The organism is Streptomyces sp. CG 926, assembly GCF_003148825.1.
GTDB lineage: Bacteria > Actinomycetota > Actinomycetes > Streptomycetales > Streptomycetaceae > Streptomyces.
Genome location: NZ_QGGZ01000021.1, coordinates 38,671 through 65,289, shown reverse-complemented (window position 1 = coordinate 65,289; position 26,619 = coordinate 38,671). Strand labels below are relative to the sequence as shown.

General features: G+C 73.6%; 14 protein-coding genes. 4 read left to right on the top strand and 10 right to left on the bottom strand.

Features of this window, described 5'->3' with window-relative positions; all coding sequences use genetic code 11:
• From BCL76_RS36355 to BCL76_RS36345, 3 genes are all read right to left on the bottom strand, one after another.
• Positions 1-14,292 carry a non-ribosomal peptide synthetase gene (locus BCL76_RS36355; RefSeq protein ID WP_181382880.1) on the bottom strand — a complete coding sequence of 4,764 codons (14,292 nt, stop codon included), beginning with the start codon at positions 14,290-14,292 and terminating at the stop codon, positions 1-3.
• A 164-nt stretch (positions 14,293-14,456) separates the two neighbouring features.
• The gene (gene entS / locus BCL76_RS36350; protein WP_109783688.1) at positions 14,457-15,818 is read right to left on the bottom strand and encodes an enterobactin transporter EntS; all 1,362 of its coding nucleotides are present in this window, start codon (positions 15,816-15,818) and stop codon (positions 14,457-14,459) included.
• Between the two features lie 55 nt (positions 15,819-15,873).
• Positions 15,874-16,113 (bottom strand): phosphopantetheine-binding protein, encoded by a 240-nt coding sequence (locus BCL76_RS36345; protein WP_109783686.1) that lies wholly within the window; start codon positions 16,111-16,113, stop codon positions 15,874-15,876.
• A gap of 216 nt (positions 16,114-16,329) precedes the next feature.
• Between BCL76_RS36345 and BCL76_RS36340 the strand changes: the two genes are divergently transcribed.
• Positions 16,330-16,830: a GNAT family N-acetyltransferase gene (locus BCL76_RS36340; protein ID WP_258310125.1), complete on the top strand. Its 501-nt coding sequence runs from the start codon at positions 16,330-16,332 to the stop codon at positions 16,828-16,830.
• Between the two features lie 92 nt (positions 16,831-16,922).
• Here BCL76_RS36340 and BCL76_RS36335 read toward each other — a convergent pair whose 3' ends face one another.
• The 6 genes from BCL76_RS36335 to BCL76_RS36310 all read right to left on the bottom strand — a co-directional run bounded on the left by BCL76_RS36335 (position 16,923) and on the right by BCL76_RS36310 (position 22,507).
• Positions 16,923-17,129: an MbtH family protein gene (locus BCL76_RS36335; protein ID WP_030768535.1), complete on the bottom strand. Its 207-nt coding sequence runs from the start codon at positions 17,127-17,129 to the stop codon at positions 16,923-16,925.
• 49 nt (positions 17,130-17,178) lie between these two features.
• A complete protein-coding gene (locus tag BCL76_RS36330) occupies positions 17,179-18,504 on the bottom strand; it encodes a condensation domain-containing protein (RefSeq protein ID WP_109783684.1) in 1,326 nt (441 codons plus the stop codon).
• Positions 18,505-18,510: 6 nt separating this feature from the next.
• The gene (locus tag BCL76_RS36325) at positions 18,511-19,908 is read right to left on the bottom strand and encodes a lysine N(6)-hydroxylase/L-ornithine N(5)-oxygenase family protein (RefSeq protein ID WP_109783682.1); all 1,398 of its coding nucleotides are present in this window, start codon (positions 19,906-19,908) and stop codon (positions 18,511-18,513) included.
• Between the two features lie 207 nt (positions 19,909-20,115).
• Positions 20,116-21,021, bottom strand: coding sequence for an acetylglutamate kinase (gene argB, locus BCL76_RS36320; protein ID WP_109783680.1), 906 nt, complete (start codon positions 21,019-21,021; stop codon positions 20,116-20,118).
• A gap of 23 nt (positions 21,022-21,044) precedes the next feature.
• Positions 21,045-21,650, bottom strand: a complete 606-nt coding sequence (locus BCL76_RS36315; protein WP_109783762.1) for an isochorismatase family protein — start codon at positions 21,648-21,650, stop codon at positions 21,045-21,047.
• A 209-nt stretch (positions 21,651-21,859) separates the two neighbouring features.
• The gene (locus BCL76_RS36310; protein WP_109783678.1) at positions 21,860-22,507 is read right to left on the bottom strand and encodes a hypothetical protein; all 648 of its coding nucleotides are present in this window, start codon (positions 22,505-22,507) and stop codon (positions 21,860-21,862) included.
• A 276-nt stretch (positions 22,508-22,783) separates the two neighbouring features.
• Between BCL76_RS36310 and BCL76_RS36305 the strand changes: the two genes are divergently transcribed.
• A complete protein-coding gene (locus tag BCL76_RS36305) occupies positions 22,784-23,332 on the top strand; it encodes a GNAT family N-acetyltransferase (RefSeq protein ID WP_109783676.1) in 549 nt (182 codons plus the stop codon).
• A 606-nt stretch (positions 23,333-23,938) separates the two neighbouring features.
• Here BCL76_RS36305 and BCL76_RS36295 read toward each other — a convergent pair.
• Complete coding sequence (locus tag BCL76_RS36295; protein ID WP_109783671.1) at positions 23,939-25,108, bottom strand: alpha/beta hydrolase family protein; 1,170 nt, start codon at positions 25,106-25,108, stop codon at positions 23,939-23,941.
• An 86-nt stretch (positions 25,109-25,194) separates the two neighbouring features.
• Here BCL76_RS36295 and BCL76_RS36290 point away from each other — a divergent pair, with 86 nt between their 5' ends.
• Positions 25,195-25,749 carry a hypothetical protein gene (locus BCL76_RS36290; protein WP_146228505.1) on the top strand — a complete coding sequence of 185 codons (555 nt, stop codon included), beginning with the start codon at positions 25,195-25,197 and terminating at the stop codon, positions 25,747-25,749.
• Between the two features lie 159 nt (positions 25,750-25,908).
• The gene (locus tag BCL76_RS36285; protein WP_109783666.1) at positions 25,909-26,208 is read left to right on the top strand and encodes a DUF6342 family protein; all 300 of its coding nucleotides are present in this window, start codon (positions 25,909-25,911) and stop codon (positions 26,206-26,208) included.
• Positions 26,209-26,619 lie beyond the last annotated feature (411 nt).

The following is a 26,619-nucleotide window of genomic DNA, read 5'->3' as shown; positions in this document are numbered from 1 at the left end:
TCACTGCTGGGCCCTCCACATTTCTTCGAGCATGGTGATCTGGTCCTGGTCGAGATCGACCAGGTCGAGGTCCGAGGGGGTGTACCCCGCGGACGTGCCGCCGTCGGCCCAGGCGGCGAGGGCGTCCACGGCGGCCGTCCAGCCGTCCGCGAGCTGCCCCACGGTGTCCTGGGAGAGCGCCTCGCCCGCCCAGATGAAGTGGGCGGTCAGTTCCGGCCCGCCGTTCCCGTCGGTGATCTCCGCGGTGATCTCCAGTACGTGGGAGAGCGGCATCGCCGGGTCGGGGCGGGCGGACAGGGCGTCCGCCTCGGGGGCCGGGCCCCAGGCGGAATCGGCCCGCCCGGTCTGTCGGCCCAGGTAGTTCCACAGGATCTCGGCCCGGGCGGACGCATCGAACAGCCGCGCCGTTGAAGGGTTGTTGTACCGGAGCAGGCCGGCGCCGAGTCCGCCGTCGGGCACCGCCCGCAGCAGCTCCTTGACCTCCTTGAGCAGCGCTCCGGCGTCCGTGCGCCCGGCCGCGACCGCCGCCGGGTCGTACGTGCCCACCGGCAGGCGCAGCGGGTGGATGCTGGTCAGCCAGCCCACCGTGCGGGTGAGGTCGGCGCCGGGCAGCAGCTCCTGCTCCCGGCCGTGACCCTCCAGGTCCACGGTGAATCCGTCCGGCCGGGGCCGGCCCGACCGGGTCGCCCAATCGCCGACCGCCAGGACCAGCGCGCTCAGCAGGGTGTCCCCGACGGTGCCGTGGAAGGCGGCCGGAACGGCCTGGAGCAGCGGAGCGGTGCGCTCGGCGGAGATCCGTACGGACAGCCGGCGCGCGGTGGCGGCCGTGTCGGTGGACGGGTCCAGCGGACGCCCGGCGAGCAGCGGCCCGCCGGGCGTGGCGGCCAGCCAGCGGTCCAGCTCGGCGGTGCGGCGCGGGCTCTGCGCCTCGGCCAGCAGGTGCGTGGTCCAGGCCCGCAGCGGGGTGCCGACCGGTTCCAGGACGGGCGTCCGGCCCGCGGCGGCGGCCTCGTGGGCCGCCTGCAGGTCGGGCAGGAGGATCTGCCAGGACACCTCGTCCACCGCGAGGTGGTGGACGACGAGCAGCAGCCGGCCGGGCTCGGCCGGGCCCCGGTCCAGGTGCACGGCGCGCACGAGGGCCCCCGCCTCGGGATCCAGCAGGCGCCACACCCGCTCGGACTCGGTGGCGACCAGCTCGCGCAGCGCGGCCTGCGACAGGCCGGCCGCGTCCACGCTCTCCAGGACGGCGGAGGCGTCCACCGCGCCCGTCGGGCGGATCTCCGCGCTCCACACCCCGGGGCGGGGCACCGTCAGCAGCTGGCGCAGCCCGTCGTGGTGGTCCAGTACGGCCTGCAACGCGGCCGTCAGGTGCGGGCGCCGGGCCCCGGCGGGCAGCCGGACCAGCCGGGCCTGGGCGAACGAGGCGAACGGGCCGCCGCGTTCGGCCAGCCAGGACGCCACCGGGGACAGCGGAAGCGGGCCGGGACCCGCCTCCGCCGTACGGGCGGCGGGCGCGGGGGCTCCCTGCGGCACGGTGGCGACCGAGGCGAGCGCGGCGGGCGTCGGGTGCGTGAAGATCTGCCGGGCGGAGACGGTCAGCCCGGCCTTGCGGGCCAGCCCCACCAGCCGGATGGAGACGATGCTGTCGCCGCCGAGCTCGAAGAAGTTGGCGTCTGGGCCGACCCCGGGCAGGCCCAATACCTCGCCCATCAGGGCGCACAGGATCTGCTCGGGGGTGCCGGCGGGCACCTGGCCGGACGGGACCACGGGTGCGGCCGGCGCGGCGATCACCGGCGCGGGCAGCGCTCTCCGGTCGAGCTTGCCGTTGGCGGACAGCGGCAGCTGTTCCAGCTCGGTGAAGACGGCGGGGACCATGTATTCGGGGAGGTGGGCGGCGGCCAGGGTGCGCAGGGCGGCGGGGTCGTGCGTGGCGCCGGGCGTGGGGACAACGTAGGCGACGAGGCGCTGGATGCCGGGCTGGTCCTCGCGGACGACGACGGCGGCCCGGTCCACCTCGGGGGCGCCGGTGAGGACGGCCTGGATCTCGCCGAGTTCGATGCGGAAGCCGCGCAGCTTGACCTGGTCGTCGGTGCGGCCCAGGTAGTCGAGGCGGCCGTCGGCGAGGCGCCGTACGAGGTCACCCGTGCGGTACATCCGGGTACCGGGAGCGCCGTACGGGTCGGCGGTGAAGCGCTCGCCGGTCAGGGCGGGGCGGCCGAGGTAGCCGCGGGCCAGCTGGACGCCCGCCAGGTACAGCTCGCCGGGGACTCCGACGGGGACCGGCCGCAGCCGCTCGTCGAGCACGTACACGCGGGTGTTCCACACCGGCAGACCGATCGAGGCCGAGGCCCGTCCCTCGGCCGCGGTGCGCGCGGTGCAGGAGCCCGAGGTGACGTCGACGGCCGCCTCGGTGGGCCCGTAGAGGTTCTCCAGCGCCACCGGGGCGCCGGCGGCCGAGGCGTGGAACCGGCCGACGAGCTCGCTCGGCAGCGCCTCGCCGCTGCACACCACCAGCCGCAGGCTCGGGCAGTCGGCGACCTCGCTCTCGCCGAGGAAGGCGGCGAGCATGGACGGGACGAAGTGCAGCACCGAGACGCGCTGCTCGCGGATCAGGTCGGCGAGGTACAGCGGGTCCTTGTGCCCGTCAGGACGGGCGATGACCAGCGGCACGCCCTCGGCGAGCGGCCAGAAGAACTCCCACACCGACACGTCGAAGCTCGCCGGGGTCTTTTGGAGCACCCGGTCGCCCGGACCCAGGCGGTAGGCACCCTGCATCCACTGCAGCCGGTTGACGATCGCCTCGTGCTCGACCAGCACGCCCTTGGGCATCCCGGTGGAACCGGAGGTGAAGATCACGTAGGCGGGATGGTGGGGCAGCAGGGGCGCGCGCCGCTCCGCCTCGGCCAGGTCCGAGCCGGCCAGTGCGGCCAGCCGGGATCGGACGGTGGGGGAGTCCAACAGGATCCGCTCCCGGCCCACTTCGGGCGCGAGCAAATTTCCCGACAGGCTGTCGGTAAGTATCAGGGCGGGTTCGGCGGTCCGCGTCATGTTCGCCAGGCGTTCGGTCGGCAGACCGAGGTCGAGCGGCAGGTACGCGCCGCCGGCCCGGATCACCGCGTGCAGGGCGACGACGAGGTCGAAGGAGCGCGGCAGGGCCACGGCCACGACCGACTCCGGGCCGACCCCACGGCCGATCAGCAGCCGCGCCAGTCGATTCACCCGCTCCTCGAAGTCGGCCCGTGACAGCTCGCCGCCCTCGAAGACCAGCGCGGGACCGGTCTCCTCCTTCGCGCCCGCCGCCACCAGGGCGGCCAGCGTCCGCGCCCCGGCCGGCGGCCGGCCGGTGTCGTTCCAGCCGTGCAGCGCGAGCTCACGCTCCGCCGGGTCCAGCACCTCGATCGCCGAGACCGGCCGCTCCGGCGCCTCCACGACGGCGTCCAGCAGCAACAGCAGCCTTCGCGCCAGCAGTTCGACGCTCTCACGGTCGAAGAGGTCGGACGCGAAGCGGATCCCGCCCGCGATCGCCCCGTGCTCCCCTGAAGCCCCCAAGGCGATCTCCAGATCGAACTTGGCCCCACCGGTCTCCACGGTGAGCTCCCGCGCCGGCAGCCCGAACAGCTCCGGTACCGCGCTGCCGACGGAGTGGTAGGTCACCATCGTCTGGAACAGCGGATTGCGCGACCGGGACCGCTCCGGATCCACCGCCTCCACCACCGCCTCCAGCGGTAGATCGGCGTGCGCGAAGGCCGCCAGCCCGGTGTCGCGCACCCGCGCCACCAGCTCGTCGAAGCTCGGGTCCCCGGAGAGGTCGGCGCGGAGCACCAGCGTGTTCAGGAAGAAGCCGACGAGCCCGTCCAGTTCCTCGCCCTCCCGGGCCGACACCGGACTGCCCAGCGGGATGTCCTCACCCGCGCCCAGCCGGTGCAGCAGCGCCGCGACGGCCGCGTGCGCCACCATGAACAGCGTCGCGCCGCCCTCCCGGGCGATCCGCGCCAGCCCCGCTCCGGTCCGCGCGGGCACCTCGAAGGTCACCACGCCCCCCTCGTACGAGGGGACCGCGGGCCGCGGCCGGTCGGCGGGCAGCGCCGTCTCGGCGGGTGCGCCGGCCAGCGCCTGCCGCCAGTACGCGGCCTGCCGGCCCGCCACCGACTCCGGGTCGGCCGCGTCGCCGAGCAACTCCCGCTGCCACAGCGCGAAGTCGGCGTACTGCACCGGCAGCGGAGCGAAATCGGGCTCCGTGCCCGCCTCCCGCGCCGTGTACGCGCGGTCCAGGTCCGCCAGCAGCGGGCCGGTCGACCCCTCGTCCGTGGCGATGTGGTGCACCAGGACCACCAGCAGGTGGTCCTCGGGAGCGGCCCGCAGCAGCGTGACGCGTACCGGCGCCTCGGCCGCCAGGTCGAAGACGTGCCCGCCGACGCGGACCGCCTCCTCCTCCAGCCGGTCCGCCGCCACCTCACGCACGGTCAGCTGAACCTCGGCCCGCTCGGCCGGCAGCACCACCTGGTACGGCTCGCCCTCGTGCTCACGGAACACCGTCCGCAGGCTCTCGTGCCGGGCGACCAGGTCCCTGATCGCCGCCTCCAGGGCAACGGTGTCCACCGGCCCGCTGAGCCGCACCGCGAGCGGCACGTTGTAGGTGGTGCTCGGACCGCGCACGCTGTCCAGCAACCACAGCCTGCGCTGCGCGAAGGACAGCGGCAGCCGCTCGGGCCGCGGCGCGCCCACCGCGAGGCGCGGACGCCCCGCGCCGGAGCGCTCCGCGAGCAGGGCGGCCAGGGCGGCCACCGTCCGCGCCTCGAAGAGGTCGCGGATGGCGCAGTCCACGTCCAGAGCGGCCCGGAATCGGCCCACCGCGCGGGCGGCGAGCAGCGAATGACCGCCGAGGGCGAAGAAGTCGTCCTCCACCCCGACCGAGTCCAGGCCCAGCACGTCGGCCAGGATCCCCGCGAGGATCTCCTCACGGGCGTCGCGCGGAGCCCGCGAGGCACCGGCGACCGGCGCCGCGGGCGCGGGCAGGGCCCGCCGGTCGAGCTTGCCGTTGGCGGACAGCGGCAGCTGTTCCAGCTCGGTGAAGACGGCGGGGACCATGTATTCGGGGAGGTGGGCGGTGGCCAGGGTGCGCAGGGCGGCCGGGTCCAGGGTGGCGCCGGGCGTGGGGACCACGTAGGCGACGAGGCGCTGGATGCCGGGCTGGTCCTCGCGGACGACGACGGCGGCCCGGTCCACCTCGGGGGCGCCGGTGAGGACGGCCTGGATCTCGCCGAGTTCGATGCGGAAGCCGCGCAGCTTGACCTGGTCGTCCGTGCGTCCCAGGTACTCCAGCCGCCCGTCCCGGCCCCAGCGCACCAGGTCACCGGTGCGGTACATCCGGGTACCGGGAGCCCCGTACGGGTCGGCGGTGAAGCGCTCGCCGGTCAGGGCGGGGCGGCCGAGGTAGCCGCGGGCCAGCTGGACGCCCGCCAGGTACAGCTCGCCGGGGACTCCGACGGGTACCGGCCGCAGCCGCTCGTCGAGCACGTACACGCGGGTGTTCCACACCGGGCTGCCGATGGAGGCGGAGGAGGAGGCGTACGCGGCACCCGCCCCGGTGGACCGGCAGTCCGCGGCGGTGACGTCGACGGCCGCCTCGGTGGGGCCGTACAGGTTCACCAGTCGGGCGGCGCCGCCGGGAGCTGACGCGTGGAAGCGGGTGACGAGCTCGCTCGGCAGGGCCTCGCCGCTGCACACCACCAGGCGCAGGGACGGGCAGTCCGCGATGTCGGCCTCGGCCAGGAAGGCGGCGAGCATGGACGGGACGAAGTGCAGCACGGAGACGCGCTGTTCGCGGATCAGGTCGGCGAGGTGGCGCGGGTCCTTGTGGCCCTCGGGACGGGCGATGACCAGCGGCACGCCCTCGGCGAGCGGCCAGAAGAACTCCCACACCGACACGTCGAAGCTCGCCGGGGTCTTCTGCAGCACCCGGTCGGTGGAGTCGAGACCGTACGCGTCCTGCATCCAGCGCAGCCGGTTGACGATCGCCTCGTGCTCGACCAGCACGCCCTTGGGCATCCCGGTGGAACCGGAGGTGAAGATCACGTAGGCGGGATGGCGGGGCAGCAGCGGCGCACGCCGCTCCGCGTCCGCGACCGGACCACCTGGCAGCGCGGCGAGCTCGGCCGCCCGCTCCGGCGCGTCCAGGACGAGGATCTCGGTGTCGGGCAGCTCCGGCAGCGCCCCCAGCGAGGGCAGGTCCGTCAGCAGGCAGACCGGCGCGGCCGTCTGCGCCATGTACGCCAGGCGCTCGGTCGGCAGGCCGAGGTCGAGCGGCAGGTACGCGCCGCCGGCCCGGACCACCGCGTGCAGGGCGACGACGAGGTCGAAGGAGCGCGGCAGGGCCACGGCCACCACCGACTCCGGGCCCACGCCGCAGCCGATCAGCAGCCGCGCCAGCCGGTTCACCCGCTCCTCGAAGTCGGCCCGCGAGAGCTCGCTCCCCTCGAAGACGAGGGCCGTGCCCAGCGGATCGCGCCGGGCGCCCGCCGCGGCCAGCGAGTCCAGGGTCTGCGGCGCCACCGGCCGGGCGGTGTCGTTCCAGCCCTCCAGCAGCTGGGTGCGCTCGGCGGGGTCCAGCAGCTCCAGTTCGACCAGCGGGACCTCCGGGGTTGCCGCGGCCGCCGCGAGCAGCCGCAGCAGCCGGGTCAGCAGCGACCGTACGGTCTCGGCGTCGAACAGATCGGTCGCGTACCGCACCCCACAGGTCATCGCGGCGGGCGAGCCGGCGGTGCCCGGGGTGCGGCGGAAGAGGATCTCCAGGTCGAACTTGGCGTCCCCGGCCGTGACCGGGAACTCCTCGGCCGACAGCGAACCGAGGGTGCGCAGCGGCTCGGCGCCGCCGTCCTCGTAGGCCACCATCGTCTGGAACAGCGGGTGCCGTGAGAGGGAGCGCTCCGGATCGACCGCCTCCACGACCGCGTCGAAGGGCAGGTCCGCGTGCGCGAGTGCAGCCGCGCCGAAGGTGGCCGTCCGGCGCAGCAGTTCGGCGAACGACGGCTCGCCCGCCAGGTCGGCCCGGATGACCAGGGTGTTCACGAAGAACCCGACGAGCCCGTCCAGAGCCTCCTCGCCGCGCCCCGCCACCGGACTGCCCAGCGGGATGTCCTCGCCGGCGCCGACTCGGTGCAGCAGCGCCGCCACGGCCGCGGTCACGACCGTGTACATCGTGGTGCCGCGCTCCCCGGCGAGCGCCTCCAAGTCCGCCACCAGCTCCCGCGGCAGGGCCGCGGTCACGGTCCGGCCCTCGTGCGTGGGGCGGACCGGACGCGGGCGGTCGACCGGCAGCGCCAGTTCCTGGGGCAGCCCCGCCAGGGCCGCGCGCCAGAAACCGCTCTGGTCGTGCGCGACCGATCCCGGGACCGTCGCGTCGCCCAGCAGCTCGCGCTGCCAGAGCGCGTAGTCCACGTACTGGACCGCGGGCGGCGCGGGCTCCAGGACCCCGCCCGCGCACCGGGCCGCGTAGGCGGCCGCCAGATCGGCCGACAGCGGTCCGGCCGACCACTCGTCACCGGCGATGTGGTGCAGCAGCAGGAGCAGCACCTGGTCGTCGGCGGCGGTGCGCAGCACACTCACCCGCAGCGGCGTCTCGGTCTCCAGGTCGAAGGCGTGCCCGACCGCCGCGTCGATGCTCCGACCCAGCTCCGTCGGCTCGACGTCGGCCACCGCGAACGGAACGGCCACGTCCGAGGGATCGAGCACCCGCTGGTACGGGCCCTCGGCGTCCTCCGCGAACACGGTACGCAGAGCCTCGTGCCGGGCCGTCACCTCGTGCACGGCCGCCTCCAGCGCGGCCGTGTCCAGCTCCCCGCGCAGCCGTAGGGCCAGCGGAATGTTGTACGTGGCGTTCGGCCCCTCCATCAGGTGCAGGAACCACAACCGTGCCTGGGCGTACGACAGCGGCAGCCGTGCCGGCCGCGGACCCGAGGTCAGGGCGGGGCGGCTCGCCGCCCGGCGGCCGGCGAGCCGCTGTGCGAGCGCCGCGACCGTACGCAGCTCGAACACGTCCCGCACCGTGCAGTCGGTGCCCAGTGCCGTCCTGATCCGGGCCACCAGGCGGGTGGCGAGCAGGGAGTGCCCGCCGAGGCGGAAGAAGTCCTCGTCGGCGCCGACCGCGGGGACGCCCAGGACCTGGGCGAAGACCTCGGCGATGCGCTCCTCGGCGGCGCCGCGCGGGGCCCGCCCGGCGACGTCGGCCGTCGCGACCGGCACCGGCAGCGCCGCCTTGTCCAGCTTCCCGTTCACGTTCGTCGGCAGTACCGGCAGCACCATCACGGCGGCCGGGACCAGGTGCTCGGGCAGTCGCTCGGTCAGCTCGGCCCGCAGCTGCGCCGGATCGGCCGTACCCGTGACGTAGCCGACCAGCCGCGGCAGGCCCGGGGTGTCCTCGCGGACCACCACGGCGGCCGAGGTCACCCCGTCCAGGGCGGCGAGTTCGGCCTCGACCTCGGCCGGCTCCACCCGGAAGCCGCGGATCTTGACCTGGTCGTCGACCCGACCGAGGAACTCCAACAGGCCGTCGGCCCGCCACCGTACGAGGTCGCCCGTGCGGTACATCCGGGAGCCCGGAGAGCCGAACGGATCGGCGACGAAACGTTCCGCCGTGAGGGAGAACCGGCCCAGGTAGCCGCGGGCGTTCTGCTCGCCCGCCAGATACAGCTCACCCGGCACCCCGACGGGCACCGGCCGCAGCCGCCCGTCCAGCACGTGCGCCCGGCTGTTGTCGAGCGGCCGGCCCACCACCGGCGAGACGCAGTCACTCACCCGCGCCACCAGGGCGTCCACCGTGAACTCGGTCGGCCCGTAGTAGTTGACGACCTCCACCCCCGGGACGGCGCGCAGCTCCGCCCACAGCGCGGGCGGCACCGCCTCGCCGCCCAGCAGGAACAGCGGCGGCCGCCACTCGCCCGCAAGCAGCCCGGCGTCCACCAGCTGCCGGCCGTACGAGGGGGTGACGTCGAGCGTGTCGATCCGCTCCGCGCGTACGTACGCCACGACCGCGTCCGCGTCCCGGCGTCCGTACTCGTCCAGGACGTGCAGCTCGTGCCCGGCGACCAGCCACAGCAGCTGCTCCCACGAGGAGTCGAAGGAGAAGGAGGCGGTGTGCAGCGCCCGCACCCGGCGCCCGAGCCGTTCGGCGACCGGCCGGTACAGCTCCCGCTCGTGGTCGCGGAACAGCCGGGTCAGACCGGCGTGCCGGAGCACGACCCCCTTGGGGCGGCCGGTGGACCCGGAGGTGTAGATGACGTACACGGCGTGCTCGGGGTCCACCGGTACATCGGCCCCGGGCGCGGCGGCCGCCAGCCGCTCCACCGTCTCCGGGTCGTCCAGCACCACCAGGTCCACGCCGGGCAGCCGGTCCCGGGCCGCCCGGGTGGTCACCGCGCACACCGGCGCAGCATCCCCGAGCATGTACGCGATCCGCTCGGCCGGGTGCTCCAGGTCCAGCGGCAGATAGGCGGCGCCCGCCTTCAGGACGGCGAGGGTGGCCACCACGGTCTCGGCGGAACGAGGCACGGCCAGGGCCACCACCGTGTCCGGGCCGACGCCCCGCTCGACGAGCAGGGCCGCCAGCCGGCCCGCGCGGTCCGCCAGCTCGGCGAAGGTCAGCCGCTCGTCCCCGGCGACCACGGCCACCACGTCGGGGCTCGCCGCCGCCCGGGCGGCGAACACCTCGGTCACCGCACCCGGCTCCACCGGCCGGTCCGTGTCGTTCCAGCGGGCCGACCGGGCCCGCTCGACCTCGTCCCGCAGCTCCCACCAGGACACCGGGTCCGCCGGGGCCGCCACCGCCGCGGCGAGCGCGCGCAGCAGGCGCCGGACGAAGGTGTCCACGGTCGGGCGGTCGAAGAGCGCGGTCGCGTAGAACACCTCCAGTTCGAGGTCCTCGCCGTGCGCCGCGTCCGAGAAGGTGATGTCCAGGTCGAACTTGGTGACACCGGGATCCACCCGGTCCACCCGGGCCGGGAGCCCGAACAGGTTCGCCACGTCCTGGGTCACCGTGCTGTGCGCGACCATCGTCCGGAAGAGCGGGTGGCCGGCGAGCGAGCGCTGCGGATTGACCTCCTCCACCACCGCGTCGAAGGGCAGGTCGGCGTGGTCGAGCGCGGCCAGGTCGGCCGTGCGCACGCGGTCCAACAGCTCCGTGAAGGACGGGTCGCCGGACAGGTCGCTGCGCAGCACCACGGTGTTGACGAAGAAGCCCACGAGCTCGTCGAGCGCGCTGTCGCCGCGCCCGGCCACGGGGCTGCCGAGCACGATGTCCTCGCCCGCCCCGAGCCGGTGCAGCACCGCGGCCACCGCCGCGTGCACCACCATGAACACGCTGGTGCCGGTTTCGCGGGCCAGCGAGCGCACCGCGGCCGCCAGTTCGCGCGGCACCGTCTTGAAGACCATGGCACCGGCCGGGTCGGCCACGGCCGGGCGTGGCCGGTCGGCCGACAGTCCGGCTTCCGGCGGCAGCTCCGCCAAGGCCTCGCGCCAGTACGCCGCCTGTGTGGCGGCGAGCGATCCGGGGGTCCGCGCCGAGCCCAGCAGCTCCCGCTGCCAGAGCGCGAAGTCGGCGTACTGCACGGTGGGGACGCCGAGCGCCGGGTCCTCGCCCGCGCAGCGGGCGGCGTACGCCCGCTCCAGGTCCCGCAGGAACGGCCCCATCGACCACTCGTCGCTCGCGATGTGGTGCAGGAGGACCACCAGGGCGTGTTCCCCGCCGGCCGTGTCACGCACCAGCGTCACCCGCAGCGGAGCCTCTGCGGACAGGTCGAAGTGATGACCCAGCGCCGCCGCGACCGCGGCCTCGAACCCGTCCGCGGCCACGTCGTGGACGCGCAGCCGTACGCCGGCCTCCGCCAGGTCCAGGACCCGCTGGTACGGCTCGCCGTCCCGCTCGCCGAAGACCGTGCGCAGGGTCTCGTGGCGCTCCACCACGTCCCGCAGGGCCGTGTCCAGGGCCTCCGCGTCGAGAGCCGTGTCGAACCGCACCACGAACGGGATGTTGTAGGTGGCGCTCGCGCCTTCCACCTGGTGGACGAACCACAGGCGCTGCTGCGCGTACGAGAGCGGCAGCGGATCGGGGCGCGGACCCGCGACGGGCGCCGGCCGGGCGGCCGCCGTGCGCTCGGTGAGCAGCGCGGCGAGCGCGGCCACGGTGCGCGCCTCGAAGACGTCCCGGATCCCGCATTCGGTGCTCAGGGCCGTCCGTACGCGGGCGATCACCCGGGCGGCCGACAGCGAATGGCCGCCGAGGGTGAAGAAGTCGTCGTCGGGGCCCACGGATTCCAGGCCGAGCACATCGGCGAAGATCCCGCAGAGGATCTCCTCGCGGGCGCCGCGCGGGGTACGCGCGCCGGCGCCCGCCGTCGCCGCCAGGTCGGGTGCGGGCAGGGAACGGCGGTCGATCTTCCCGTTGGCGGTCAGCGGGAAGGCGTCGAGGACGACCACGGCGGACGGGACCATGTACTCGGGCAGCCGCTCGGCCACCTCCCGGCGCAGCCCCGCCGCGTCGGGCACGGGGCCTTGGGCGGAGGGGGTGACGTAGCCGACGAGGTGCGGGAAGCCGGGCAGGTCCTCGCGGACCAGGGCCACGGCCCGGTCCACGCCCTCCCCGGCGGTCAGCGCGCTCTCGATCTCGCCGAGTTCGATGCGGAAGCCGCGCAGCTTGACCTGGTCGTCGACACGGCCGAGGAAGGCGATCCGGCCGTCCGCGTGACGGCGTACGAGGTCACCCGTGCGGTACATCCGGCTGCCGGCGGGCCCGTACGGGTCCGCGACGAAACGTTCCGCCGAGAGCGCGGGGCGGCCGAGGTAACCGCGGGCCAGCTGGTCCCCGGCGAGGTACAGCTCACCGGGGCGGTCGACGCCGACCGGACGCAGGGCCCCGTCCAGGACATGGGCGCGGGTGTTCCAGAACGGCACCCCGATGTCCGGAACCCCGGTGTGCCCGGGGTCGAGCCGGCTGGAGGTGGCCCAGACCGTGACCTCGGTCGGGCCGTACACATTGGTGACCGAGTGCGCGGTGCGCGCGAGGCGTTCGGCGAGGGCGGCGGGCAGGGCCTCCCCGCCGACCAGCACCCGGGTACCGCCGAGCGAGGCCGGGCGACCGTCCTCCAGCAGGGCGTGCCACAGGGAGGGCGTGGCCTGCATGACGGAGGGGCGGTGCGCGTCGACGAGCGTGGCGAGCGCGGCCGGGTCCCGTACGGTGTCGCGGTCGGCCAGGACCACCGTGGCACCGCTGATCAGCGGGGTGTGGATCTCCAGGGCGGCGATGTCGAAGGAGATGGTGGTCACCGCGACGAGCCGCTGACCGGGGCCCAGTTCGAGCTCGTGGGCCTGCATGCGCAAGAAGTTGGCCAGTGCCGCGTGCGGGACGACGACCCCCTTGGGGCGGCCCGTGGACCCGGAGGTGTAGATCACGTACGCGGGGTGGCCGCCGGTCGACGCAGCCGTGCGGTCCGCGTCCGTGGGGGCGTCGGCGGAGGTGTCGGCGAGCTCGGCGAGCGTGTCGGGGGCATCGAGGACGACGGTCTCGACCCCGTCCACGACCGGGGCACCGGCCGCTCCGGCCAGGGTGGTCAGGACGCAGAGCGGGCGGGCGTCCTCGACCATGAACTCCAGCCGGTCGGCGGGGTAGTCGAGGTCGAGCGGCAGGTAGCCGGCGCCGGCCTTCAGCACGGCGAGCAGGGCCACCACCAGGTCGGCGGTACGCGGCAGCGCGAGGCCGACGAGACGCTCCGGGCCGGCGCCCCGGCCGATCAGCAGGCGGGCGAGCCGGTTGGCGCGCTCCTCCAGGGCGGCGTAGTCGAGGGTGTCGGCGCCCGCGATCACGGCGGGCACCTCGGGGTGCAGCCGGGCGGCGTGCTCGAAGGCGTCGACGACGGTGCCGGCCGGGATCGGGTGGTCGGTGTCGTTCCGGTCGAGCAGCAGGGCGTCGCGGGCGGCGGGCGCGAGCAGGTCCGGGCGCCCGACGGGAGCCTGCGGCCCGGCCGCGGCGGCGTCCCGGAGGAAGTGCGCGAACTCGGCGCGGCGCGCGGCCAGCGTCCCGGCGTCGTACGCCTGGGGGTTGGCGTCGAGCTCGAAGCGGATCCGGCCCTCGGCGGCGTCGAGGTATACACCGAGGGTGAGGTCGTCCACCGGGCCGGCGGCGACGTTGTGCACGGAGCCGGGCGCTCCGGCGAAGTCGAGGGAGTTGTCGAACGCCTTGATGTTCACCATGGGCCCGAGCAGGCCCTGTGCGCGGCCGGACAGGCCGAGGTCGCGGCGGATGTCCTCGGCGCGGTAGCGCTGGTGGCGGCGCAGGTCCCGGACGTCGGCCGCGACCGCGGCGACGAGCTCGGCCAGCGGGGTCTGCGGGCGCACGGCCACCCGCAGTGGCAGCACGTTGACGACCATGGACGGCACCTTGAGGGCCGCCGAGCCCAGTCGCGCCATGGCGGGCAGGGAGAGCAGCACGTCCCGGCTGCCGGTGGCCCGGTGCAGGTAGGCCGCGAACGCGGCGGTCATGACGTCGGCCCAACTGGCCTTGGCTGCGCGGGCGATGGCGAGCAGACCGGCCGTCTCCCGCCGGGTCAGCGTGGCGCCGTCGCGCAGGAACGCGTGCGCCGCGGGGAACCGGGCACCGCTCAGCGGCTCCGGCTCGGGGCGGTCCGCGAGCCGCTCCAGCCAGTAGGCACGGTCCTCGGCGAACCGCGGGGAGGCCCGGTAGGCGTGCTCCTCGGCGAGGATCACCTCCAGCCCACCGAACGGGTCGGGCGTCGGCTCCTCGCCCCCGGCGAGGGCCGTGTAGATCTCGGCGGTGCGGCGGGAGACCAGGGAGAACCCGAAGGCGTCGAGCACGAGGTGATGGGCCCGCTGGTACCAGAGGGTGCGGTCCGGGCCGACCTTGTGCAGGGTGAACACGTACAGGGAGTCCCGGACCGGGTCCACCGGGCGGGCCATGTCGGCGCGCATGAGGGACAGGGCGGTGCCGTACGGGTCGTCCTGGTCGGTGTGGTCGAGCACGGCGACCAGCGGTCCGGCGGCCGGCCCGCGCCACGCGACCTGGTACGGCTCGCCGTCGGGGCCCTCCGCGAAGCGCGCCGTCAGGGCCTCGCTCTCGGCGACCGTCCGCCGGAGCGCCGTGACGAACAGACCGGCGTCCAGCGGGCCGTCGATCTCGACGTACTGGCCGACGTTGTAGACCGGTGAGTCGGGATCGAGCCGCTGGCCGTACCAGACACCGGACTGGGCCCCGGTGAGGGGGAGGCGCTGGGAGGGACGCTCGGTCATGGACATCGTGCTCCAGATTCGCTGCGGGTCCCCGGCCGGTGGCGGGACCGGGCGGGGGAGGTCTACGGGATGCGGGCCCTGCGGGCGGGCGAGGCCTTCGGGTGGGGGCGGGGGTGGGGGGGGGCTTGCGGCAGGGCGGTCCGGCAAGATCCGGAGGAGACGGCCTAGGTGGCGGGGGTCGCGGGCAGCGCCAGGCCGGCGGTGTCCGGGCCGGCGCCGGGGCCGGAGCCGTGCTGCTCGTCGCCCTTGCCCTCGCCCGCCTCGTCCCGCTCGTCGCGCTCGTCGCGGGGGAGGGTGGCCCTGCGCAGGCCGGGTACGGCGATCGCCACGACGACGGCGGCCACGGCACAGATGGCGCCGTTGACGACGGCCGCCCCACCGGGGCTGAACCAGCGGGCGAGGGCGGCGACCTCGACGTCGCCGACGACGCCTCCGGTGGTGCCCTGTGTGGTGATGACGCTGACGATGCGGCCGCGCAGCCGGTCCGGGGTGCTGTGCTGGACGAGGGCGTACTCGAGGATCTCGTACACCGTCCCGGCTGCTCCGCCCACGGCCAGCAGCGCGAAGGCGACCCAGATGTCGCCGCTGAGGCCGAAGCCGACGGCGGACAGACCGCCGGCGACCGCCGAGACGATCAGGAGCCGGCCGGGCCGGGCGGCCCGCGTCAGCCAGCCGCTGGTGGCGGAGACGGCGACCGCGCCGACCGCGGGGGCGGTGTAGAGGAGGCCGAGCATGACCTCGCCGCCGTGGAACTGCCGGTCGACCATCTCGGGGAACAGCACGACCGGGAGGTTGAAGAGGGCCATCACGCCGCCGAGCACGAGCAGTCCGCCCACGACGCGGTTGCGCACGGCGTACTTGAAGGCGACCAGCAGCGATCCGGTGTCGGCTTCGGACTCCGCGTCGTCCGCGTCGTCCTCGATCGGGGGCAGGGGCCGGATCCGGGAGATCAGGAGGGTGGTGACGGCCGTGGTGACGGCGGTGAAGGCGAAGACCGGGCCGGGCCCCCACAGGGCGAGGAGGACCCCGCCCAGGAACGGCGCGCTGATGGAGCCGATCTCACCGGTCAGCGAGATCAGGGCACCCGCGGCCGGGAGTTGGTCGGGGCGCACGAGCGTCGGGGCGACGGCCATCAGAGCCGTCACGCTGACACCCGTGGCCAGGCCGTCCCAGGCGACGCACACGTAGATGCCCCAGAGGGTCGGGTCCGGCAGCATCGCGTTCACGGCGAGGCCGGCGAAGGCGAGGGAGGCGGCGCCGCGGGCGCACACGATCAGCCGGCGGCGGTCGGTCCGGTCGGCCATGACGCCGCCCCAGAGCGAGCCCAGCAGCACCGTGATGCTCATGATCATGCTGGCGACGGCGACGTCGAAGGTCGAGCGCGTCAGTCCGTACACCTGGGCGGACAGGGCCACCGTCGCCATGCCGAGGCCGAACAGGGACACCACGCGGGCGATGAAGATGGCGCGGAAGTCCCTGCTGGTGCGCAGGGGTTCGATGTCTATGACGAAGTCACGCAGAGGCACGGCAGGCTCCGGGGCGGGCAGGTGCGGGGGAGGGCGGGTACGAGGGAGGGTGGGATCAGGGGGCGGCGGTGAGCAGCTCGGCCCACTGGCGCAGGGTGGGCCGTTCGGCGAGGTCCACGAAGCTGATGCGGGCGCCTTCGGCCCGCCATTTCTCGACGAGGGACATGAGTCGGATCGAGTCGAGGCCCTGGTCCAGCAGGTCCTCTTCCAGGCTGACGTCGGAGGGCTCCGTGTAGAGCACGTCGGCGACGTCGCGGACCAGCCGGTCGAGCGTGAAGGGCGGGGAAGCGGACATGAGGTTCTCTCTCCTCGGAGACGGGCGGAACGGCGCGAACGCGGCGATATTTCAGCATTCCATTAGGTAAGGCTTACCTAACTAAATGCGAAGCTGCACGTCAAGCGGGGTGTGGTGCACGCGGTGCTGTCGCTTTGATGAACTGGCCTCTGGGTGTGATGTGTTGGGCCGAGAGGCGGAATTGCGACACAAGTTAGGGAAGGCTAGCCTAAGTTCGTGATTACTGCCGCCACCCCCCGCCTCCCGCTGCACGGCGCGGACGGCCTCCCGCCCCTGGTCCGGCGGGCACGTCCGCACGACGCCCCCGCCTTGTACGCCCTCTCGCTGGCCTTCATCCGTTCCGGTGCCCTGCGGCCCCGCAGCATCGACCACTACCTGGCGCACGCCGGGGAGTTCCTCCTGACGACCGGTCGGGGCCGTACGTCGGCCCTGGGCTGCCTCGCGCTGAGCGACGAGGGGGACGGCGCCGCCGTGCTCTACAACTTCTGCGTGGCCCGGGGGAACCAGGGCCAAGGACTGGGCGCCGCGCTGCTTCGCGCCGCGCTCGCCGAAGCCCGGCACCGCCTGGTGCGCGAGGTCTTCACGGCGACCACGAGCGGCGCCGCCTTCTTCCGACGGCACGGCTTCGTGCCGCCCCACCCGGGACGGGCGCCCGCGACCTGGGCGGCCGCGCTGGATCCCGCACGCGGGTCCGAGGTGCTCTCCCGAAGGCTGTGAGCCGTACGGCCCGCACACGACCGGGGCCGGACCGGAGCACGTGCTCCGGTCCGGCCCCGCGCGTGGGACAACGGGGCCGGACGGCCCCGGAATCAGCTCTTGGCGACCAGGCTCGCCGGCCGCATGTCGGTCCAGTGCGTCTCCGTGTACGCGGCGCAGCCCTCTCGGCTGTCCTCACCGTGCACGACGGTCCAGCCCGCGGGAACCTCCGCGAAGGCGGGCCAGAGGGAGTGCTGGTTCTCGGCGTTCACGAGCACGTAGTAGCGGGCGTCGTCGTCCTCGAAGGGGTTGGTGGCCATGGTTTCTCTCCTTGGGTGATGACCGGGGGCGGTCGGTTCGGGGATGGGATCAGTGGAGGGTCGGGGAGGCCCGCAGAGCGGCGACCGGTACGTCGGGGGCGTGGCAGAGCGCCATGAGGTCCTCGGTGAACAGGCGGGCGAACCTGGCCGGTTCGGCCTCCTCGTAGCGGGCCGGGTTCACGTCGAAGTCCAGGCGCAGTCGCCCGTCGGGTCCTGCCGCGGCGGACACCGACAGGTCGTCGACCGGCCCCGAGGCGAGGCTGACGACCCGGCCGCGGATGCCGCCGAAGTCCAGCTCCGTCTCGAACGGCCGCAGGTTGACCACGGGTCCGGGGACGCGGCCGCCCCCGTACTGCGGCCACAGCTCGCGTGCCAGTTCCTCGCCACGCAGCCGCTGGTGACGGCGCAGCAGGGTCAGCTCGCCCGCCGCCGCGCGCAGCAGCGACCGGAAGGTGTCCGCCCCTCGTACCGGTAGGCGCACCGGCAGGAGGTTCACGGCCGTCGCGGGTACCCGTAGCGTCCCCGGGGCGGTCCGCGCCGCCGCGTACACGGCGAGGACCGCCTCCCGGGCGCCGACCTGCGCGGTCACCCGCACCGCGGTCGTCGCGAGCACGACCTCGGCCCAGGTGACCTGCGCGGAGCGGGCGGCGGCGCGTACGGCCGCGCTGTCCTGCGCGCCCAGGTGCACGGTGTGCCGTCGCGCGGTGTCCTGGGCCGGCGCCGGCCGCCCGGCGGGGGACACGGGCACGGGACGATCGGCGTACCGACCCGTCCAGTACCGCCGGTCCGCGGCCTGCGCCGCCGAGCCGGAGTAGGCGCGGTCCGCGTCGGTCAGCAGGGAGAGCGGCGCGAAGGGGGTCGGGCCGGGCGGGCGGCCGTGCACCAGGGCCGTGTAGACCTCGGCGATCCGCCGGCTCAGCAGCGCCACCCCGTACCCGTCGACCGCCAGCAGGTGGAAGTACTGCACCAGCAGGTGGCGTCGCGGGCCCACCGTGACCAGCAGCGCGCCGGTGAGGTCGGGCGCGAGGTCGTCGCCTGTCGGGGCGGTGAGCAGTTCGGGCCGCGGCGGGCAGGCGAGTTGGCCCCGTACCAGCGCGACGGCGGCGCCCACCGGGTCGGCCGCCGCGGAGGTGTCCAGGCGCGGCAGACCGCCCCGGCTCATCAGCCGCGAGCGGAGCCAGGGGGCCTCGTCGAGGGTATGGAGCACGGCCTCGTCGAGCGCCCCCGTGTCGAGCGGACCCACGAGCTCGATGTACTGGCCCACGTTGTGGCCGGCGTACGAGGGATCCGCGCTCTGCGCCGCCAGGATGTGGGCCTGCGCCGCCGTGAGTCCGGGCGGCGGCCCGGCCGCAGCCGGGAGATCGGTGCGCGGCACGGCCGCTCAGCCCCGCCGGCCCGGTACGGCGTCCGCGACGGCCGCCGCCCGGGTCGCCGGCGCGGCCTGTAGCTCGCGCTCGGCGACCCGCAGCAGCAGGGAGTCGCAGATCTCGCCCGAGCGCACGGCCAGCGTGGACAGCAGGGAGGCGGTGATGCCGTGGGTGTGCTCGGCGGCGGCGCCCTGGACGTAGATACCGGCCCGCACGCGGTCGGTGGTCTCCACCCGGTGGTCACGGCCGACGCGCAGCCTGCCCTGCCCGTCCGTGAGGCACTCCTCGGCCAGGTCGCCGAGCAGCTCGGCCGGCTCGGTGGGCCGGTACCCGGTGGCCAGCACGACCGCGTCGCAGTCGAGGGTCAGGGTCTGACCCGTGGTCAGGGAGCGCACCACGGCGCGCGCCCCGTCGGGCAGTTCCTCCACGGCGGTCAGGGCGGTCGTGTTCAGGATGCGCAGCCGCTCGGTGCCCGCGACCTTCTCCTGGTAGACGGTCCGGTACAGCTGTTCGATCAGATCGCCGTCCACCACCGCGTAGTTGGTGTTGGCGTGGTAGCCGATGAGCTGCCGCTTGACCTCCTCCGGGGCCTGGAAGAACTCGTCGACGGCGGCCGGGTCGAAGATCCGGTTGGCGAACGGGCTGTCGTCGGCCGGGCTGTACCCGTACCGGGTGAACACGGCGCAGACCTCGGCGTCCGGGAAGGTGCGGTGCAGGTGGTCGGCGGTCTCGGCGGCGGACTGGCCGGCGCCGACGACGACGAACCGGCGGTGCGGACGGGCCGTCAGCCGCGGTGCGCGGTGCAGCAGGTCGCGGTTGTGCCAGATGTGCGGGCCCGTGCGGATCCCGGCCGGGACGCGTGCACGCAGCCCGGTCCCGAGTACGAGGTTGCGCGTGCGGGTGGCGCGCCGGGGCCCGGCGGCGGGGGTGGGCCGGGTGATGACGTCCAGCGTGTCCGCGGCGCCGGCCGGCCCCACCGGGCGCACCTCGACGGCCTCGGTGGCGTAGTCGACCAGCTCACCGAAGGAGGCGGCGCACCAGCGGAAGTAGTCGTGGAATTCGAGGCGGGTGGGGAAGAAGGACTTCTGGTTGATGAAGTCGGCCAGCCGGTCCCGGTCCTGGAGGTAGTGCAGGAAGCTGAAGGGGCTCCCCGGATTGCGCATGGTCACCAGGTCCTTCAGGAAGGAGACCTGCATGGTGGCCCCTTCGAGGAGCATGCCCTGGTGCCAGCCGAAGTCCTCCTGGCGCTCGATGAACGAGGCCCGGAGCGCCTCGCCGGAGGCGCGACGGTCGTTGTGCTCCCGGATCGCTATCGCCAGGGCCAGGTTGGCCGGCCCGAAGCCGATGCCCACCAGGTCCCTGATGTCCGGGAGAGCGTCCCCGGGTGTGGAGCTCGCGTGCGGTGCGGACATGCCCATCCTTCCTCGGTCCTACCCAATTTAGTTAGGTAAGGCTGGCCTAACATCTCTGACGGGTCGGAAGCTGTCAAGTTGAGCCCGTGGCTGTCGCGGGCGGCGCCAACCGCACGGCGAGTAGCCGAAGTTGGGCACGCCGAAGGCCCCCGGAGCCGAGGTGGCTCCGGGGGTGGGGGAGGGTCGGGCAGGTCGACCTTCCCCGGTTCAGCGGGGGAGGTGTTCCTCGCCCGGCGGACCGTCGGGCACCACCGTGGTTCCGGTGTGCTCGTCGGCGAATACCTCCAGCACCAAGGCGTGCGGAACCCTGCCGTCCAGTACGTGCGCCATCCGTACCCCGGAGCGCACCGCACGCAGGCACCCCTCCATCTTGGGCACCATGCCGCCCGCCATCGAGGGCAGCAGCTCCGCCAGTTCACCGGCCGTGAGCCGGTCGATGATCTCCGTGCTGTGCGGCCAGTCCGCGTAGAGGCCGGCGACGTCGGTGAGCATCACCAGCTTCTCGGCGTCCAGTGCCTCGGCGAGGGCTGCGGCCGCCAGATCGGCGTTGATGTTGTAGACGTTGTCGTCGTGCGCTCCCCGGGCGATGGGAGAGATCACCGGGATACGCCCGCGCTCCAACAGCCCCCGCACGGTGTCGGGGTCGACGTGCACGATGTCGCCCACCAGGCCGATGTCCACCTCGGCGCCGTCCACCAGGGCCGGCCGCCGGACGGCGGACAGGGTGCGGGCGTCCTCGCCGGTCATTCCCACGGCGAAGGAGCCGTGACGGTTGATCAGGCCGACGATGTCCCGCTGCACCTGCCCGGCCAGCACCATGCGGACGACGTCCATCACCGCGGGGGTCGTCACCCGTAGGCCCGCGGCGAACCGGACCTCCAGTGCGAGCTGTTCGAGCATCGCGCTGATCTGGGGGCCGCCGCCGTGCACGACGACCGGCCGAAGCCCCGCGTAGTGCAGGGAGACCACGTCCTGCGCGAAGGCCGCCTTGAGCTCCTCGTTCACCATGGCGTGGCCGCCGAACTTGACCACGACCGTGCGGCCTTGGAACCGCTCCAGCCAGGGCAGGGCCTCGATGAGGGTGCGCGCCCGCGGCGCCGCCGGTGCGCTCATGGGGCGAGGTCCACGGTCGTCATTCAGGCTTCCAGTTCGTCGATGAGGGTCGTGGTGGTGCGTACGACGGCGCCCCGTGCGGCCGTCCAGCGCAGGGCGAGCGCGTGCTCCTCCGCGGAGGTGTCCGCCACCGCGTCGGCCACGACGAATGGCTGGATGTCGTTCATGAACGCGTCCGCCGCGGTGAGCAGCACGCCGGAATGGGCGAACACGCCGCACAGGATCAGCTGGTCCCGCCCCGTGGTGCGCAGGATGCGCTCCAGGTGGCTGCGTAGGAAGGCGTTGTGCCGCGCGTTGGCGATCATGTGCTCGCCCTTGCGCGGGGTCAGTTCCTCGGTGATCGACGCGTCGCGGTCCGGCGCCACCGGATCGGTCTCCATCTCGGCGACGAGACCTCGCTGTTCGGGGCGCTCGCCCGCCGGTACGGTGCTGAAGACGACCGGGAGGCCCAGCCGCCGTGCCGACCTGCGCAGATCGGCGATGTTGCCGATCAGGTCCACGAGGGGGGAGCGATCGCGGGGGAAGGGCCGCAGCAGATGGTTCTGCATGTTGTGTATCAGCAGGGCGGCCCGGTCGGGGTCGACGGACCAGGGCGCCACGGAGCGCGGCACCAGGTCCTGGGTGGGCATGGGATAAGGGTCGATGGTCACAGGGCCCACGGCTGGATCTCCTTGTCACCGGCGCTGCGCGGAGCGTCGGTGGTGAACGGGCGCGCGGAGCTCGACGAGGGGCGGAGGATGCTCCGACTCTCATCTCTTACTTAGCTAAGCCTAACCTAACTTTACCGTCGGGAGGGTGGACGGCGCCCACCGAAATCGGTCTTCGCGTGATCGCGCGCTCAATCCCGATGTGTGGCGCGTTCGTCCAACCCACCTCCGGGGGCGTCCGGTTGGCTGTCCGGGGACAGGAGCGGATCGTCGAGTTGCACGATCCGGTATCCGACCCGGCGGCTCGCCGTTCTGGGCGGTCTGCGTCGCCGGCTCGCGCCCGCCTTCGCCGAGCGCGCCCGCTGGGCCGCCGCGATCAGGGCACCCACCGGTGGTGCCTCGGCCCGTAGGCGGTTGAAGCCGCGCACGGAGATGCCTACGAGGGTCGCCGCGGCGGGCCAGGCGGCCCCTTTGCGGATCGCGTTCAGCATCAGCTGCAACGCGGCCGGAGTCGGTGCCGCCCCGGGGCTCAGCCCGTGCGCCTCGGCCAGTGCGTGTGCGGAGTCGAGTGCCGTGGCGAAGCTGGTGTCGATCTCCAGCCACTCGCGCAGAATGCGCTCGGGAACGCCGGCCGCGGCCGCGCACCCGGGGATGGTCAACCCCTGGGCCGCTCCGCGAAGGGCGTCCGCCATCCGGGCGATCGTCTCCTCCCGCTGACTGGGCGTGCGGCGCAGCGCGTCACGTAGTGCGCGGTCCATCTCCTCCTGGGAACTCATCCAGGCCAGCACCTCATCGGCCCATTCGTCCTGCTGCGCTTGGTCTCGCGCGTTGTCCTGCATCCCCACACCCCCACTCTTAGGTAAGCCTAACCTAAGAGTGCAGTGAAAGGGGAGAAATGTCGTCGCAGTCGTGGGCTTTCCGAGGCGTGTCGCAGCGACCCAACCGCGCTTGTGGGCAAGCTGGTTGAATCGCGAACGGTCGGGCCGATCGGGGCGCGCGCCACTCATGGCCGAACAATGTGCCGCAGACCTCCTACGGCGCCACGGCGGTACGGCGTTCCGAGCCGTCGGCGCATGCTCGGATCGTTCCTCCATGCGTGGGATACGTTGTCCGGCATGACTGAAATCGGAGCCGAGGCCTGGCAACCCACCCCGATACGGACCGATCGACTGGTTCTGCGGGGGTCCGAGGCGCGCGACCGTGCCGCGTTCATCGAGCTGTTCGCATCGCCCGAGGTGGGCACCTACGTCGGTGGCGCCCGACCACGAGCCGAGCTCGAAGGCTCGGTGCCGGAGGTACCGGGGCGACGCCCCGGCTTCTTCGTGATCGACCTCGACGGAGCGATGATCGGCATGGTCACGCTCGATCGGCGCGGCCCCGAACGCAAGGGGCACGTCCGCCCGGAGGCCGGAGAGGTCGAACTCGGCTTCATGTTCCTGCCGGAGGCATGGGGGCACGGGTACGCCACCGAGGCGTGCGCGGCCGCACTCGACTGGGTCGCCGACGCAGCTCCGGACGAGCCCGTGGTCCTTTGCACCCAGAGTGCCAACGACCGCGCGAAGCGCCTCGCGGCGAAGCTCGGGTTCACCGAGGTGGAGCGATTCGAGGAGTTCGGCGCCGAGCAGTGGTTCGGCGTGCGGACTCCGGTGACGTCATCGGGCTGAGCCGAGCTCACGCCCCACGCAGACGCTCGCCGGCCGGGGCAGGACGCGAACGGCGACGGGGCGCCCCTTACGCGGAGCGCCCCCACCCGTCCGAGCGACGGCCTTCGTGCACCGAGGAGTTCCTCGGGCCCAGGCCCGTCTGCCGGCGGTCCCCTCCCTGGTGCCGCGGCTACGCCGGCACGGTCGCACGACCGCGGAGGCGCACGCCCGGGAACCGCGGGTGGCACCATCGTTCGTCGGCGTCCCGGTCCACGCCGAGCTCACCGGACTGAACGACGACGAACCCCTGCCCTGCCGACCGTCGCATCCGCGTCCTGTGTTCCCGGCAGAAGGCGGCGATCAACTCCTCGCAGGCGATGGCCCGGTGGACCGAGCCGAGCGCATTGCCCCGGTCGGTCAGGACTTCGGGCGCCGTATGTCCGGGCGGCGCGGCCATTACGGACGCGGCCGTAGGATCGCGGAACGCCGTGCCCGGCAGGAACTCTGCCGCGTGGGCGCGGCCATAGAGGGCGTCAGCAGCGTCATGGCCACGCCGCTCAGGCCATCGGCGGCGGCGCCGCCCTCGGTGGTGTGCGACCTGCGTGTGGAGTCCTCGGTTCGGCTCGGTCAGCCGCGGTGGAACACGACCTCCGGGTCGGCTGCCGTCGGGCCGTCCAGGCGCGGCGCCGGCTTCCCTCGCAGGTGCAGGTCGAAGAAGTCGCCGACGTACGCCCGGGTGATCTGCTGCGAGCGGGTGCCGGACAGCGGTGTCTCCGGGTGCGGGTACCCGACCTGGTCGCCCAGTACGGGCCAGTCGGTGAAACCGGGATGCCCGGCCCCCGTGACGGTCAGCCAGCGCTTCCAGCCGTCCAGCCGGGGCCAGTTGTCCTCCCAGGAGGTGTCGGGGAAGTCCGGCGGCAGCAGGGCCGGGTCACCGGCGAGCAGCAGGAAGGGCCGCCCGCCGAGACCGGCCTGGGGTACGGGTGTGAAGAGGGTGCCGTCCATGTCGACCCCGGCGTCCACGCGCGGGTCCACGGCCATGGTGGCCGACGCGGCCGCACCGCCGATGGAATGCCCGGCCATGCCGATGCGCCGGGGGTCGATCAGCCAGGAGTACCGCCACGTCGCGCCCGGGCCGGTCAGCCGGTCCAGCACGAAGGGGATGTCACGGGCCCGGCCGTCGGAGACCCGGTGCAGCGAGCCGTCGGGGAACACCTGCTCACAGGCCTTGCACGTGAGCAGCCGCCCGCCGGGGAAGACGGTGCCGTCGGACTCGTACGCGTGGTCCACCGCCGCCACCACGTACCCGCGGGAGGCGAGGTCCTCCGCCAGAGTGGTCAGTGAGGCGCGGGGCATCGTGAAGCCGGGGGAGAGCACGATCAGCGGGTAACGGTGCGCGGCGGGCCGGGGCAGCGCGTCCGTGCGTGCGTTCGTCCGGGCGGCCGCGAGGCGCTCGGGGGTGACGTACGAGCCGAGCTGCCCGCGGTCGGTCAGCAACGCCTTGGCCTCGGAAGTGGCCATGTAGGGAGCGGGAGTTCCGGTGCGCGCGAGCGCCGGGTAGTAGAGCGACAGGAGTAATTCCCGGTCGGCCGTGGGCACCCAGGGATCCTTGCGCTCCCGGTCCACCAGGTGGAGGGTGTCGCGGCCCACGGCGAAGTTGCCGGTGGGTCGCGGGAGTTCGATTCGGGAGGCGACCCCCGGGGCGGGCGCGGCCACGGCGGGCGCGGCGAGCGCGCCGGGCGCGGTGAGCACCAGACCGGTCGCCAGCGCCGTCAGTACGCGAATGATCTTCTGCATGACGGCATCGTAAGGCATCTTTAGGTAAGGCTTACCTAATTAATAATGGGGTGGGGTCTGTGTGCTGCGCTCAGACGCTCCTGACCATGTTCGTCCTCGTTCTGTCGGTCGGTAGGCGGTTCGAGCCGCCGACCGGTGGTGCATCGCGGATCCAGGGCGGCGGGTGGATCGAGCTGCCCTGCCAGGACGCTCGCGACACGGTGGACGTGCTGCGCTCGCTCGCCGACCCGGCCGTCCCCGCGGAGCAGCGGGCCCGGATGGCGCGGGCGATCGCGGCAATTCGGGGCAGGCCGGTCGTCGAAGCCTTGGTGCAGACCCCAGCCGACGCGGAGCCGGAGGTCGCCGAAGTGGGTCCGGAGACCCTCTGCGCCATCTGGCGGCGCGAGGGGGTGGTCGGCGAGGAGCTGCTGCTGAAGCTCGACCCGCAGGCCCAGGACCGCGTCCGGTCTCGGGCCGCTTCCGACCTTGTCCTCGGCCCAGGCGCACTCGACCGGAGCGGTCGGATCGCTGTCAGGCGCGGAGTGATCGGACAGGCGCTTTCCCCGCACTCCAGTACGCAATTATTCAGACATCTGAAGATGTTTCAGCCTTTTGTGACTATCTCGGCTGTTTGGTCATCATCAGATGAACGGGCCGTGTAGTTTCTCGATCTGGTTCGGGCGGCGTTGCGATGAGCCCGGGCCGGATGGTTCTTTCGCTGGGGGAGCGGGGCGCGTCCTTTCCGGACTGCAGTCATGAACCGACGTGGCTGGAGACCCGCGAGAGGAGTAGCGGTCCGCCCGGACTGGAGGAGAGGTCACATGCCCGATATCGATCTTGGACAGGCGTCGGACTGGGACGAGGGCGACACCCACGGCCGCATCGCGTTGCGGCAGAACCAGGTCTACCCGAACTCGCCGAAGAAGGACGTGCTCATCAGCTCGCCGGTGAGCATCGAGCTGTCGGTGAACACGAATTTCTCCTCCTCGCAGGAGGCGGACAAGATCTACTTCACGACCCACCACGGCTCCACGAAGAAGGTCATCGCGGTGCTCGACTCCGACGGCAACCTGCACATCGCCGGCCGCCTGATCACGGAGCAGAAGGACCTGTCGTACTAGAACGGCACGACAGCCAAGTCCTGTTCCACGGCGCTCAGCCGTTCAAGCCCGGCTGATGCGGGGCCATTGCAGGTGAGGGGCGGGGGCGGTGGCAGGCTCTGCCGCCGCCTCCGACCGCCCCCCCCGGCTCGCCCAGGGCGCCGCCGGAGCACGGACGGGGGTAGCGGACCATCACGCGGGTGGCCGCTCCCGATCCGGGATGGACACCGCGGATCGGGCGGGTGACAACGTCGCAGACCGGCGCCGTGATGACTACCACCCCCGTGCTGTCCTCACGAGTGGCGACAAGGTGGGGAGCACGCGGCTCGGTACCTGGCGGGACGTCACCGCGATGCACGTGGGAGGAGTCCGGGTGACGCCCTTCACGCGCTCCCGCAACGGCCTCGACGAGCTGGACGTCGCCGGCCCACC

Excerpts from the sequence above, each read along its gene's own strand:
- BCL76_RS36335 (WP_030768535.1), bottom strand. The coding sequence starts at position 17,129 with ATGGCCACCAACCCCTTCGAGGACGACGACGCCCGCTACTACGTGCTC.
- BCL76_RS36325 (WP_109783682.1), bottom strand. The coding sequence starts at position 19,908 with ATGTCCGCACCGCACGCGAGCTCCACACCCGGGGACGCTCTCCCGGAC.
- BCL76_RS36315 (WP_109783762.1), bottom strand. The coding sequence starts at position 21,650 with ATGCCCACCCAGGACCTGGTGCCGCGCTCCGTGGCGCCCTGGTCCGTC.
- BCL76_RS36355 (WP_181382880.1), bottom strand. The coding sequence starts at position 14,292 with ATGACCGAGCGTCCCTCCCAGCGCCTCCCCCTCACCGGGGCCCAGTCC.
- BCL76_RS36305 (WP_109783676.1), top strand. The coding sequence starts at position 22,784 with ATGACTGAAATCGGAGCCGAGGCCTGGCAACCCACCCCGATACGGACC.
- BCL76_RS36295 (WP_109783671.1), bottom strand. The coding sequence starts at position 25,108 with ATGCAGAAGATCATTCGCGTACTGACGGCGCTGGCGACCGGTCTGGTG.
- BCL76_RS36310 (WP_109783678.1), bottom strand. The coding sequence starts at position 22,507 with ATGCAGGACAACGCGCGAGACCAAGCGCAGCAGGACGAATGGGCCGAT.
- argB (WP_109783680.1), bottom strand. The coding sequence starts at position 21,021 with ATGAGCGCACCGGCGGCGCCGCGGGCGCGCACCCTCATCGAGGCCCTG.
- BCL76_RS36290 (WP_146228505.1), top strand. The coding sequence starts at position 25,195 with ATGTTCGTCCTCGTTCTGTCGGTCGGTAGGCGGTTCGAGCCGCCGACC.
- BCL76_RS36285 (WP_109783666.1), top strand. The coding sequence starts at position 25,909 with ATGCCCGATATCGATCTTGGACAGGCGTCGGACTGGGACGAGGGCGAC.
- BCL76_RS36345 (WP_109783686.1), bottom strand. The coding sequence starts at position 16,113 with ATGTCCGCTTCCCCGCCCTTCACGCTCGACCGGCTGGTCCGCGACGTC.